This is a genomic window from Brenneria tiliae (assembly GCF_023347575.1).
Taxonomy (GTDB): Bacteria; Pseudomonadota; Gammaproteobacteria; order Enterobacterales; family Enterobacteriaceae; genus Brenneria; species Brenneria corticis.
Window position 1 is genome coordinate 210,522 of sequence record NZ_JAKPCB010000096.1, and the last position, 12,891, is coordinate 223,412.

Annotated in this window: 13 protein-coding genes and 4 tRNA genes; 1 reads left to right on the forward strand and 16 read right to left on the reverse strand. The window is 54.7% G+C overall.

Features of this window, described 5'->3' with window-relative positions:
* Positions 1 to 10: 10 nt before the first annotated feature.
* The 8 genes from MFP24_RS10950 to MFP24_RS10985 all read right to left on the reverse strand — a co-directional run bounded on the left by MFP24_RS10950 (position 11) and on the right by MFP24_RS10985 (position 7,539).
* Positions 11 to 772, reverse strand: coding sequence for an amino acid ABC transporter ATP-binding protein (locus MFP24_RS10950; RefSeq protein ID WP_249230577.1), 762 nt, complete (start codon positions 770 to 772; stop codon positions 11 to 13).
* A gap of 9 nt (positions 773 to 781) precedes the next feature.
* A complete protein-coding gene (locus MFP24_RS10955; protein ID WP_249230633.1) occupies positions 782 to 1,453 on the reverse strand; it encodes an amino acid ABC transporter permease in 672 nt (223 codons plus the stop codon).
* Between the two features lie 76 nt (positions 1,454 to 1,529).
* The gene (locus MFP24_RS10960) at positions 1,530 to 2,330 is read right to left on the reverse strand and encodes an amino acid ABC transporter substrate-binding protein (protein WP_249230578.1); all 801 of its coding nucleotides are present in this window, start codon (positions 2,328 to 2,330) and stop codon (positions 1,530 to 1,532) included.
* Positions 2,327 to 2,854 carry a GNAT family N-acetyltransferase gene (locus MFP24_RS10965; protein ID WP_249230579.1) on the reverse strand — a complete coding sequence of 176 codons (528 nt, stop codon included), beginning with the start codon at positions 2,852 to 2,854 and terminating at the stop codon, positions 2,327 to 2,329. The genes MFP24_RS10960 and MFP24_RS10965 overlap by 4 nt, the downstream gene beginning before the upstream one ends.
* A 12-nt stretch (positions 2,855 to 2,866) precedes the next feature.
* The gene (gene purB, locus MFP24_RS10970; protein WP_249230580.1) at positions 2,867 to 4,231 is read right to left on the reverse strand and encodes an adenylosuccinate lyase; all 1,365 of its coding nucleotides are present in this window, start codon (positions 4,229 to 4,231) and stop codon (positions 2,867 to 2,869) included.
* A 102-nt stretch (positions 4,232 to 4,333) separates the two neighbouring features.
* Entirely contained in the window at positions 4,334 to 5,305 is a 972-nt protein-coding gene (locus MFP24_RS10975) for a LysR family transcriptional regulator (RefSeq protein ID WP_249230581.1), read from the reverse strand.
* A gap of 300 nt (positions 5,306 to 5,605) precedes the next feature.
* Complete coding sequence (locus MFP24_RS10980; protein ID WP_249230582.1) at positions 5,606 to 6,799, reverse strand: MFS transporter; 1,194 nt, start codon at positions 6,797 to 6,799, stop codon at positions 5,606 to 5,608.
* Entirely contained in the window at positions 6,796 to 7,539 is a 744-nt protein-coding gene (locus tag MFP24_RS10985; protein ID WP_249230583.1) for an HAD family hydrolase, read from the reverse strand. Before MFP24_RS10985 ends, MFP24_RS10980 begins: the two co-directional genes overlap by 4 nt.
* 139 nt (positions 7,540 to 7,678) lie before the next feature.
* On the opposite strand from MFP24_RS10985, the gene MFP24_RS10990 reads away from it, so the two are divergent.
* Positions 7,679 to 8,545 (forward strand): LysR family transcriptional regulator, encoded by an 867-nt coding sequence (locus MFP24_RS10990; RefSeq protein ID WP_249230584.1) that lies wholly within the window; start codon positions 7,679 to 7,681, stop codon positions 8,543 to 8,545.
* A 76-nt stretch (positions 8,546 to 8,621) separates the two neighbouring features.
* Here the strand turns inward: MFP24_RS10990 and MFP24_RS10995 are convergent, their stop codons facing one another.
* From MFP24_RS10995 to wecG, 8 genes are all read right to left on the reverse strand, one after another.
* The gene (locus tag MFP24_RS10995) at positions 8,622 to 9,035 is read right to left on the reverse strand and encodes a hypothetical protein (RefSeq protein ID WP_249230585.1); all 414 of its coding nucleotides are present in this window, start codon (positions 9,033 to 9,035) and stop codon (positions 8,622 to 8,624) included.
* A complete protein-coding gene (locus MFP24_RS11000) occupies positions 9,020 to 9,442 on the reverse strand; it encodes a T6SS effector amidase Tae4 family protein (RefSeq protein ID WP_249230586.1) in 423 nt (140 codons plus the stop codon). Before MFP24_RS11000 ends, MFP24_RS10995 begins: the two co-directional genes overlap by 16 nt.
* 417 nt (positions 9,443 to 9,859) lie before the next feature.
* A tRNA-Pro gene (locus tag MFP24_RS11005) sits at positions 9,860 to 9,936 on the reverse strand.
* A 38-nt stretch (positions 9,937 to 9,974) separates the two neighbouring features.
* Positions 9,975 to 10,061: transfer RNA gene (locus MFP24_RS11010), tRNA-Leu, on the reverse strand.
* A gap of 22 nt (positions 10,062 to 10,083) precedes the next feature.
* Positions 10,084 to 10,159: transfer RNA gene (locus MFP24_RS11015), tRNA-His, on the reverse strand.
* An 83-nt stretch (positions 10,160 to 10,242) separates the two neighbouring features.
* Positions 10,243 to 10,319: transfer RNA gene (locus MFP24_RS11020), tRNA-Arg, on the reverse strand.
* Between the two features lie 139 nt (positions 10,320 to 10,458).
* A complete protein-coding gene (thrP, locus tag MFP24_RS11025) occupies positions 10,459 to 11,850 on the reverse strand; it encodes a bifunctional threonine/serine APC transporter ThrP (RefSeq protein ID WP_249230587.1) in 1,392 nt (463 codons plus the stop codon).
* 293 nt (positions 11,851 to 12,143) lie between these two features.
* Complete coding sequence (gene wecG / locus MFP24_RS11030; RefSeq protein WP_249230588.1) at positions 12,144 to 12,884, reverse strand: lipopolysaccharide N-acetylmannosaminouronosyltransferase; 741 nt, start codon at positions 12,882 to 12,884, stop codon at positions 12,144 to 12,146.
* Positions 12,885 to 12,891: the final 7 nt, after the last annotated feature.

Below are 12,891 nucleotides of genomic sequence, written 5' to 3' on the forward strand. Positions count from 1 at the left end.
TATTTTTCGGTTAAATGTCGAACTCAACCGGATCGGGAAGATTGGTCAACTGGCGTAAGAAACGCTGCGTCTGCGGATTATCGGAAAAGCTGATCACTTTTTCCGCCGGGCCTTCTTCAACGATATGACCGTCCGCCATAAAGATAACCCGGTCCGCCACCTCCTGCGCGAACTGCATCTCATGGGTGACGATGACCATGGTGGTGTTGTTTTTCGCCAGTTTTTTAATCACCTGCAACACTTCGTGCACCCGTTCCGGATCCAGCGCGGAAGTCGGTTCATCAAACAGGATGGCTTTCGGGTCCACCGCCAGCGCCCGGGCGATGCCGACGCGCTGCTGCTGCCCGCCGGACAGCGTCACCGGATACTGCGCCGCCTGCGGTAATAAACCCACCTGTTCCAGCAGCGCCATGCCTACCTCGTCGGCCTGCTTTTTAGCCATTTTTTTCACCACGATCAGCGCTTCGGTGATATTTTCCAGCGCCGTCTTATTCTTGAACAGGTTGTAGTTCTGGAACACCATGGCGGTCTGGCGGCGCAGCGCGTACGCCTCTTTGCCCGAATAGCGGCTCGTATCCAGCACTTGCCCGCCAATCTCTATCGTCCCCGCCTGCGGCTTTTCCAACAGATTCAGGCAGCGCAGCAGGGTGGATTTACCCGAGCCGGACGGGCCGATAACGGCCACCACTTCGCCCTGGGCGATATTCAGACTGATATCATCCAATACCACCTGATCGCCAAAGCGTTTAGTCAGATGTTTTACACTGATCATTTCAGCCCCCTATCGCTGCAGCGAGTGATTCAGTTTCTTTTCCAGCTGCTTTTGCAGCCAGGCGTAAACTATGATCACCAGCCAGTAAATCAGACCGACCACCAGGAAGGTCTCAAAGAAACGTAACGACTCCGCGGCAATCATCTTGCCTTCCGCGAACAGTTCGGAAACGCCGAGCGCGAACGCGACCGAGGTATCCTTGATCAGCGAAATAAAAGTATTTCCGGTGGCGGGCAACGCATTGAGCATGGCCTGAGGCAGCACAATCCGCCGGTAAATCTGCGCCTTGCTCATCCCTACAGACAACCCGGCCTCCGTTTGACCGAAATCCACCGAGGCCAGCGCGGCGCGGAATATCTCCGCCATATAGGCCGACGTTTTCAGACTGAAGCCGATAATCGCCGCGGACATGGCGCTCAGGTCGGATAACGCGGGAAAAAGCTGCGGCAAGCCGAAATAGATAATAAACAGCTGCACCAGAGAGGGTATGCCGCGGAATAGCGAGATATACAGCTCAACCAGTTTGACCACCGGCGTTATCTTGCTTTCCCTGATTAGCGCCAGCACCAGACCGATGATCATGGCGAAAAACATGGAAACCACGGCCAGCAACAGCGTCATCGGCAGATAGAGCAGCACCTGGGGAAAGACTTTTAGCAGGTAGGCAAGATCGATATTCATCAGTAATACCATTGATACCGCCATCGTGCGGCGCAGGCCGCGCCGATGGCGTTAAGATTGTCGAGAGGCGGCGCGATTAATGCGCGGCCGGCGGTGTGGTAATGTCTTCACCGAAATATTTGATCGACAGTTCCTTCAGTCGTCCGTCGTCGCGCAATTTGTTCAGTTGTTCATCAAACTGTTTACGCAGTACGTCGCCCTGTTCGGTTTTATGGAACGGGAAACTGACCTCTTCCACCACCAGCGAATCCCCCACCAGCTTAAACGGCAGGTTACGCTTGTTGATTTCCGCCAGCAGAATCGGACGGGAATTCACATAACCTTCCACGCGTTTGGACAGCGCATCGTTCATTGCGCCGTCGCGGGTTTCATAGGTACGGATCGTTACGCTGCCGTCCGGAAACGCCTTTTTCAGATTGTTGATATGGTTGGACCCCAGCACGCCCGCCACCGTTTTTCCTTTCAGGTCATCCAGCGTGTTGATATCGGCGTTGTCCTTATGGGTGACGATCTGGCTGCCGTAGTAGCTGTACGGCTGGGCAAAGTTATATTTCTCCTTACGCACCGGGGTAATCGCCACCACGTTGGCGACCGTATCCAGCTTGCCGGCTTCAAACTGCCCCATCAGGCCGCTGAAATCGGCTGTCACCCACTCGACCTTATAGTTCAGCTCCTTGGCGATGGTTTCGGTGATTTCAATATCGAAACCGACCAGCTTGTTATCCTGCTTGAAGCCGCTGGGGTAACTCTGGCCGGTGGACCCGGCTCTCAACACTTTTTCGCCCTGGGACGCGGCCTTATCCTGAGAATCACAGCCCGCCACCAGAAAGGCCGCGGCCAATGCTAAAACGGACAACGTTGATTTTTTCATTATCATTTTGAATTTCTCTCTTTCCACTGGTTATACGCATGGTTATCAAGGATCTTTTCCATAAAAATGGTCAGGTGGCCTTTGCCTAAATCCGCCTGCCCGACCTCTTTGAAACCATAATGTTTATACATTTCAAGCAGCCACGGGTGGTTTTGCGCGGTGCCCAACGACACCGCCGGCGCCTTGAGCTGGTCAATCAGAATATGCCGTTCCAGCCAGGCCATCATCTGCCGGCCCAGCCCCTGCTGTTTATAGTCCGGATGGGTGGCGAACCAGCCCAGATGCGGCAAACCGTAAGGACCAGGCTCCGGCCCCCAGGGGTAACGGATAGAGAATGACGATACCAGACGGCCATCCCTTTCCATGACATACACGCCGTGCGACGAGATATGCCTGCGCACCATGTCAATATCCGCATGGGCGGCGGAAAAATTGATCCCCAACCGGCGTATCGGCTCAAAAGCCGCCAACGCCAATGCCAGAAACGCCGCGTCATCCTCCAACGTGGCCTGGCGAAATACCGTACTCATGATTCCACCTTATTACGCCGGCAACAGGCCCGAATTATCCGCAAAGCGGATAACCTCATCCACTTTCTGCGGCGCGCTGCCCAGATAGTTGGCCGGGTTCAGCCACTCATCCAGCTCGGCTGCGGTCAGCTGCGCGGACAGCGCCGGGTGTTCCAGCAATACGGATTTGAATGACTGGCTCTGCTCGAACGCCTGCATGGAACACTCGTAAACCAGCTGGTGCGCGGTCTGTTTGCCCAGGCGCTTGCCAATCTCAAACATCACCTTTTCAGACAGCAACAAACCGTTTTGCTGTTCCAGATTGGCCCGCATCCGCTCTTCGTTCACCGACATGCCGCGCAGGATACCCAGCGCATTCTGCAACTGGGCGGACAGATAGATATTGATTTCCGGCAGGGCGATCCATTCCGCGCGCCAGCTCATCGCATCGCGCTCATGTTCCACTTTCATTGATTCATGGATCAGCGCCGCGCTTTTGAACACCGGCGCCGTCAGACTCGCCAGGCCCTCAATCGCCGCCGGATTACGCTTGTGCGGCATGGTCGTCGAACCGATCTTGCCTGCCGAGAAAGGCTCTTCGATCTCGTTGATTTCCGTGCGCATCAGGTTATACAGCTCGTTGCCGATCTTGCCCAGCGTGCCGCTGATCAGCACCACGACGGAGGCATATTCGGAAAAACGATCGCGGGCGGACTGCCAGCTGATGTTGGGCGTGTTCAAGCCCAGCTTATCCAGCGTCAGGCGCTCGATTTCCGGGCCTTTCTCGCCAAAGGAGGCATAGGTGCCGATAGCGCCGTTGATATTGCCCACCAGTACCCGCGCCTTGATTTCGCTCAGGCGCTCAAGATGGCGGATAAACTCATCCAGCCACACCGCCAGCTTAAAACCGAAGGTGGTGGGCAGGGCCTGCATGCCGTGGGTGCGGCCGGTTATCAGCGTGTATTGATACTTTTTCGCCAGGCGTTTCAGCTCCAGGGCCAGCAGTTGGGCGTCTCTGACCACAATGTCGAATGACTGTTTTAGCTGCAATACGGTAGCGGTATCGACAATATCCTGCGTGGTGACGCCATAGTGGATAAACTCGCCCGCCGCGCCGCACTGTTTCTGGATCGCGGCGAGGGTCGGCATCAGCGAGTGCTTCATGCGCGCCGCATCCTGGGCGATATCTTCCACGTTCAGCGCGCCGGCGTCCGCTTTTTCGGCTATCGTTTGGGCCGCGTCCTGCGGAATAACGCCCAGTTCCCCTTCGGCCAGCGCCAGAGCGACTTCCACCTCAACCTGTTTGGTCAGGCGATTGTGTTCCGACCACACGCCGCGCATTTCGGGCGTGCCAAAGTTATTCCCTATAAGAAGAAAATCAATAAGATGTGATGCCATAAATTACTCGTTTGGATTTATCAGGCGGGATTTATATCGTCTTTTTAATGGCGACGATTATCACATATGGCAAGGGGGCGCTTTATACCTTCGGGATCTATTTTAGAGCGGAAAGTTTGTTTGGCGCCGGGAGCCAGCGGGACAGGCATCCAACTCAAACATATTTCTTTCGCGGTCGGTATCGATAATCGTGTCGACCATCAATTGCGCCAGCGGCGGCAATGGCTTGTTCATCGGAGAAATAATGCCGAAGTGGGTACGCATTTTCACCCATTCCGACGGGACTTCCGTCAGGTTGATGCCCACCAGTCCGTGGCTTTTTTGTAACAGCAGGAAAGTATCCTCACTGACGAAGCTGATGGCGTTGCTGTGGCGCAGTACGCCGAACAGCGAGCAAATATAATCGCACTGAATATGCGGAGTGAAATCCGGCTGCTGGCTCAGCGCCGCCAGCACCTTGCGTATGCCTGTCGGCAGATAAGGGGCGGCGAAAGGATAGCTCAGCAGTTGGGCGGGCGTCACGCTATCCTGCCCGGCCAATGGATGCGTTTGGTGACAGACGAAAAGGCAGCGCTGGCTGCGCAGCGGCTGCACCCGCAGTTCGGGGTTGATCTCCGCCTGCCAGATATCGGCGACGAAAAAGGAAAATTCATCCGCTATCAGCCGCTGGTGCAGCGATTGCCAGTTATCGACGCTGTAGGCTATCCGCACGCCGGGGCGCTGGCGGTGAAAGTTTGCCAGCGCCCGCGGAATCAGCATGGAAGAAGGGGCGGGGCCGCAGCCAAAAAACAGCTGTCCTCCCTGTTCGTCGCTCATATGACGCATATCTTTAAGCAGCTCGCCGGACAATTCCTGCATGCGCCGCGCCAGGGGAAGCAATCTTTCCCCTTGCCAGGTCAGCGCAAACTGTTTGCTCTGGCGCTCGATCAACTGACAGCCCACGGCCTGCTCCAGCGCTTGAATACTGCGGCTAAAAGCCGATTGCGACAAATAGACCGACTCCGCCGCCTGCACAAAACTCTTCTGCTCCACCAGCGCCAGAAAGTTACGCAGTTGCCGTAGATCCAGATGCATACGTCCTCCGAAAATAGCCGGTGCAAGGGGAATCGCTCTCCCTCATCCAATAGCGTCGCAAACGCGCTCATCGCCTCGCTACGCGAAACTATTCGGTTATATGTTTACGGGAACGCGACGCGGCCAGACAATGACTGAATGGTTATAGCTTATAACCAACGGGGGGAATCCCCGCAGTTGGGGGACTCATAAGCAGATAAGGGAAAACATGATAGGCAGCAAAAACAACAGATCATGATAACTTGTCGTTTTCCCATTTTTCACTGCCCCTGTCCGAACATCTAATAGCCTCTATCGCACTCAATCTTTTACTGCGACAGACCCCGATTGCCGAGGGTCTATCTCCCGCGGCTTGAGTTCCGCGCCGCGTACCAATGGCGCCAGCAAAAATATCGCGCCCAGCATTAGCGACATCACTATGTACACATTGGAAAAACCGGTGATCTGAGCAAAGTATCCAATCGGCGCAGGCGCCATCAATGTGCCTAAATAACCTATGGTGGTGGCGATACTCATACCTGTGCTGGCAGCAATGCCCGGCTGATTGCCCGCGGCTGAAAAAGCGATCGGGACAATATTGGCGATACCGATCCCTGTCAATGCGAAGGCGATAATCGCCTGCCACGGGCTGGTCGCCAGCGCGGCGCTCAAGATACCGATCGCTGCTAACAGGCTTGATAGGCGTATCACACGTACCGCTCCGTAGCGGTTACGCGCCGCGTCACCCAAGAAGCGCAGCGCCGACATTGTACCGGCGAAGAATGCGAAGGCGAGACTGGCCGTCTCAACGCTGGCGTTCATGTCTTTCAAAAGATACCGCGAAGACCAGTCGACGACCGCGCACTCCGGAATCATGCCAAATAGCGCAATGAGTCCTATAAGGTAAATGTTGGGTGAACGAGGCAGGCGCATCGGCTGTTTAAGTTCCGTTTTCGGCGCAGGATCATCTTTGAGAACGAAAGGACAGGTAACAGCGACGAGTACAGCCGCCGTCGCGCTTATCAGAAAGATATGCCCGAGAAATCCGTAATGCTTGACGGCATAGCCACCTATCGAACCCGCCACAAACAGACCGATGCTCCAGGAACAGTGTGAGAAGGAGAGTATTGCCCGAGACAGGGCTTTCTCCACCGCCACCGCATTGGCGTTCATGGCGACATTCATCGAACCGATCGTGGCGCCGAGGGCAAACAGGGCAGCCACCAATAGCGGAATGTTTGAAGCAAGCCCGAACGGCAGTAGCGCCACTGACGTTGCGATGGCAAAAATCCGCACAATGCGCTGCGAACCGAACTTGACCATCAACATGCCCGATACCGGCATCATGATCAGCGCCCCCAGCCCAAATGTCAGGATAAGATGGCCTATCATTCCGTCTGTTGCCCCGAATCGCGGAACGAGCTGCGCTATCTGCACAGCCCAGCCGCCGGTCACAAAGCCGTTGACGAAAAACAGTACGGCAACGGCCCATCGCCCCTTTTGCGCCTGTTTCATGAGGAATGGCCTTTCCGCGCAGGCTGTCTTTCGCGATGCGCCGATAACCGTTCCACGATCACCCGGCGCCCCGGGCAGAAAGAGAGGACTGAGCTGTCCGCATCGTTGGTCAGCACTTTCACATCCCGGAAGTCAGGGATAATGAGTTTTGCGCCCAAAGGCATAAGGTCTTCATCGCCGACGCCGACGCAATAAGCGCCGGCGGCGACAGCGGAGGTCACTCCGCTCTTGGCATCTTCGAAAACGACGGTTTTACCGGCGGGAATGCCCAGACGCTCCGCCGCGAGCAGATAGGGGTCGGGGTACGGCTTGCCGCGGGTCACATCATCTCGCTCGACGATCACCGAGATGTACGGCTGCGCCTGGAGCAATGCTATGACGCGATCTATCTTCAGGCGCCAGCCGCTGGTCACGATGCCGACCGAGATCCCGGCCTCACCCAGGGAAGCGATAAGCTGCGCCACGCCCGGAATGGGATCACAGTCGGCGGTATTTTCGACATGGATAATGTGCGCCTGAACCTTCTTCTGAGCGGAAGGCGGCAAATCATTGAACAAAGCACGGATTGTATGCGGTCCGGGATGACCGTGAATGTGCTTATGAATGTCTTCGTCGGTGATCCGGCGCCCGTACATCTGGGCGGCTTCGCGCCACGCTTGTTCAATAAGGGTTCTGGAATCGATCAGAACACCGTCCATATCGAACAAGACCGCTGCTAACTTCTCTACGGATTCACTCATTTCTCTCTTCTCCATCAGACAACAGCGCTGCGCGCTCGATACGGGCTGCGGCGACAACCACCGGAAACTGACGACAATTTCACCAGCAGAGAGCTAAACTGTATAATTCCGATTTATATGGATTTGATAACCGGCAGGAATGGATATGAAACTGTTGCGGGCATTTGTAACATTGGCTGAGCAGGGGAGCTACCATGCCGCTGCGGAAACCCTGTACCTGACGCAACCCGCATTGACAAAGCAGATCCAGACGCTGGAGCATCTGACCGGAGTAAGCCTTTTTCATCGTGGTCGTCATGGCGCGAAGCTGACGGTCACCGGAAAGCTGCTTTATTCCAGGTCCAGCGAATTATTGCAACATTACGACGAGTTTCTGGAATATGCGCGCAGAGTACAGAAAGGGAATGCGGGTAAGCTGGCGCTTGGGTTCGGCATATCGTCATTTCAGCTTGCCCCTGCATGGGTAAATATTTTTCGTGAACGGCTCCCGGATGTGGAAGTATCCCTGAACGACATTCCTTCCAACGTGCAGTGTCAAATGTTGCTGGAAGGGCAACTTCAGGCCGGATTTATCCGGCTACCGGTGACTGAGCCGCTGGAGGCCAAGGTGCTGATGGAAGAAAAACTGGTCCTGGCCGTCCCATCAGGCGTTCAAGTGGATCCGGCGAATATCCAGCCGGTACTTGAAACGCATCCGCTACTGCAAATCAGTCCGCACCGCGGGCGCGGCCTGGCCGAGCAAGCGAGCCGTTTTCTTAAAGAGAATAACCTCAGCGCCAGACCGGCATCCGCTGCTGACGATATTCATACCCTACTGGCATTGATCGCGGCGGGAAACGGCGTGGCATTGCTGCCCGCAGGCGTCAGCCACTTTCAACCGACTGGCGTGACGCTGGTGCAGCCTGAAGGGAAGCACACCGGATGGCGGATTGGGATTGCATGGAATCCAAAAATACAGGATGCGCTGCGGGATAAATTTTTACAGATGGTGACAGCGATAAAGTGAGGCAAGCCAATGGGGCGCGCCCGGATGGATGTGCCATTTAAAATCCGTTTAAATCGCACTGTAAGCGTTTCCGGCGTCAGGAAGTGGAATAGGAAGATGCCACTTTAATTGCTAATAACCCACCAATGCCTATCATCAAGGCATCAAGTATAATTATTGCAAAACCATACTGGATCTTTAAAAAATCGCTAAAAACAAAACCGGCGAGGAATACAAAAATAGCACTGGCTATTATCATGCCAATACTAGAAAAGAGAATGCTTTTAGATACGGATGAAGCAATACGATAACCCATAACGCCATAAATAATAAAAAGGCCAATCGCAGCCACAAGGACAGCTAGTAAGTTGGACTCCATTCGGTCATTACTATCAAAAAATGGGCCATAATGTGACGCAGAAAAAGAAAGGCTAAATATTAAAATCCCGGGGGCAATCAGGGCTGGTATCAAACAGGAAATAAATCGCTTCATTTTCAAATCACTTTCCAAAACCATATTTCTTTGGAGTCAAAGAAGTCAGATGCAATCCCTTCTATACTGACTCCCCATTGTATGCGCAGATAACTAAACTTTGTGGTTAACCTTGAGCCATTCCATAGGTCAATGTGATCTCCCGACCGATTGGCGAATGATTCATTGCCCCGTCGCCAAAAGTCTTTAAAGAAAATTATACCTGTTTGGTTCTTGAGTGTTTTTTCAAAATTATTGGCATCAACTTTGATCGCCGGGAATAGGCCAGGAACGGAAGTCCGCTTGAGGGCATTTGCCAGTTCTTCCGCGCGCAATATATGCCCTTGCTGTTTGGGATGCAGCCAGCAGAATTCCGCGCGGAGTCTGGTCACATCGTATCCGCGTATCCGCAGCGCGCCAATGCCGTTCCTATCCTGATAGCGCATTGATCATCAAACGCCTTATGTCCGTCCTTACGCCGACAGGGATTCTCATCCCCTTTAATTTCTGGATGTGCATTCCAGAGCGCAGCAAATGTAATGCTCATCTGATAGTCCCTTATATTTAAAAATCCGAATATAGTCTTTTGATTTGGAGAGTTCAAAGACCCCTTTATCAAGTCAGGAAACCTCTGCCTATTTTTCAGACTATTCTCGAATTCACTTGCATATATCACTTTTTAGAGCACGGCGTTGCAGCCCTTCGTGCCCTGAGTCGGGAGCGTGCTTCGACGTGTATGGGGGGGTTACCGTATCAAGGGAAGAACAGGACAGACAAAAAAAACAGCAAGTCATGACAACTTGCTGTTTTATTTGTTCTGACAGCCTTGTCCGCACGGCTATGGACAAAACCTTTAAATAAGCTGGTCGGCGAGAGAGGATTCGAACCTCCGACCCACTGGTCCCAAACCAGTTGCGCTACCAAGCTGCGCTACTCGCCGAATATACTGCTTAAGCATTGCGGATGCTTTCGTCTGTGTGGTGCGAAGAGAGGGACTTGAACCCTCACGTCCGTTAAGACACTAACACCTGAAGCTAGCGCGTCTACCAATTCCGCCACCTTCGCATAACTCACAAACGTTTAAATCTGGGGTGGCTAATGGGACTCGAACCCACGACAACTGGAATCACAATCCAGGGCTCTACCAACTGAGCTATAGCCACCATATACCACGCTGTTACTGCTTTTTGACGGGTACTTCCTTTACGGGGTAAATGTACCACCGCAGCTCTTGCACACAATTTAATGGTGCGCCCGACAGGATTCGAACCTGAGACCTCTGCCTCCGGAGGGCAGCGCTCTATCCAGCTGAGCTACGGGCGCATAGCGCCGTTGCGGGAGGGGATACTACGTATTTAACCGGTGCCTGTCTAGTGCTTTTTTATCGAAATGATGCGTTTGCTTATGCTTTGCTCATTTCGCGTTAAATTACGTACAAAACCGCTCTCCCCTCCGCTAATCGCTACATTTTAGCCGCTATCGACGCCTGTTTTTTACCCAATCCCAGCACCAAATAGCAGAGGCTGACAAAGGCCAGAAACACCATGCCGACCAGCAGCGACATTCGCGTATCGACGTTGATATACATGCCCGCCAGCACGCAGCATAAAAACGTCATGGTCAGGTAGTTCACCCAGGGGAACAGCACCGACTTGAACGGATGCGCCGCCAGCGCCGCGCGGTGCTGTTCGCGAAAGCGCAGCTGGCTTATCAACACCACGAACCACGGGATCATGCCGGGCAGCACGCTGGCGCTGTAGACATAAACGAACACCTTCTCGGGATTGGGGATGATGTAGTTAAGCAGCGACCCCGCAATCAGGCAGAGAATGGAAATGGTGACGCCGGCCGCGGGCACCCCGCCGGCGGTGACTTTCCCCAGCCATGCGGGCAGTTGGCGGTTGTTGGCCAGGGAATAGAGCATCCGTCCGCAGCTGTACATCCCGCTGTTGCAGCCGGACAGCGCCGCCGTCAGCACCACAAAGTTGATGATTCCCGCCGCGGCGGTAATGCCGATTTTGGCGAAGGTCAGCACGAACGGGCTGCCGGCGGTGCCGATTTCATTCCACGGGAAGATGGTGACGATAACAAAGATCGCCCCGACGTAGAAAATCAGGATGCGCCACAAGATATTGTTAATGGCGCGTTTCAGCGTTACCTGCGGGTTTTTCGCTTCCCCGGCGGTGATCCCCACCAGCTCGACGCCCTGATAAGACGCCACCACCAGACACAGGGCGAACAGCAGCCCTTTCCATCCGCCGGCCAGAAATCCGCCGTGCGCCGTCAGATTGGAAAATCCGGTGGCCTGGCCGTGGTTGCCGAAACCGAAGAAAATCACCCCCAGCCCGACGACGATCATCACAATAATGGTGGTGATTTTAATCATCGCGAACCAGAATTCGATTTCGCCGTACAGCCGCACCGCCGCCAGATTGGCCCCCGCCACCAGCGCCACCGCGGCTATCGCCGGTATCCACTGCGGCAGCTCGGGGAACCAGTACTGCACGTAGACGCCGATGGCGGTGATTTCCGAAATCCCCACCGCCATCCACATAAACCAATAGCCCCAGGCGGTCAGGTAGCCGAAAAAGGGATTCATATATTTATGGGCGTAGACGGCGAACGACCCCGCCACCGGCTCCAGATACAGCATTTCGCCCATTGAGCGCATAATAAAGAACACAAATATCCCGGCGGTAATATAGGCCAGCAGCACCGACGGGCCGGCCCACTTCAGCGCGCTGGCGGCCCCCATAAACAGTCCGACGCCAATGGTGCCGCCCAGCGCGATCAGCTCGATATGCCTGGCCTCTAATCCCCTGTGGAGCTTATCCTTTTTTACATCTTCCGCCATAAATCCTCTGTCTTTAATACATTGATTATATCCGGGCGATTACCGGTTCTTATCGTTATTGCTCGCCTGATTCACCCTACGGTCAGTGCGCCATTGGGTAAATCAGCGGCCGTGAAGATACAACAATGCGGGCGGGAATAACACCGTGCCATCCCGATCCGCGGAAGGGGAATATGGTTCAGCATTTGTCAGCCATTGGCAAACGGGTCATTAAAACGGAATAGGAATAATAAAATATTTTTTATGCTCAGGATGAGGCGCGAGCGAAACCCCGTCGCGCCCAACAGGCGCGGCTACAGACGTCCGCTGTAATGATAAGCGAGATATTTCAACAGTTTAAGCTGACGGGTAATGCGGCTTGGCTGCGCCAGCAGGCGGTAAAGCCACTCCAACCCCACATTCTGCCAGGCGAGCGGCGCGCGTTTCACATGGCCGGTAAAAACATCATAGGTGCCGCCGACGCCCATATAGAGCGCATCCGGGTAATACTGACGGCAGTCGCGCATCAGCATCTCCTGCCGCGGCGATCCCATCGCCACGGTAACGATTTGCGCGCCGCTGGCGCGAATACGCTTAAACAGCGCCTCACGCTGGTCGGGCGCGAAATAGCCGTCCTGAATGCCGACGACGTTCACCTGCCACTGCGCCCGCAGTTTGGCTTCCGTCTGCGCCAGGACCTCTGGCCGGCCGCCGACCAGAAACACCGGCGCGCCCTCTTTGCCCGCCCGCTGCATTAGCGCTTCCCATAAATCCGCCCCGGCGATGCGGGTCACCTCGGCGTGGGGATATTTGCGGCGGATGGAGCGCACGATACTGATGCCGTCGGCGTATTTGTATTCCGCCTGGTCCAGCAGCGCCCGCAGGGCGCTATCCTGCTCGGCGGCCAACACTTTCTCGGCGTTAACGGCCACCAGCGTTCCCGTTTTAAGCCGCTCGCCGCTAAACAGGTAATCGACAAACTGCGCCATATGGCGGAATCCGTGAATGGATAAGCCGCGAATGGAATAGGTGGGGATCGTCTCTTGTTCTGCCATGTTAAAT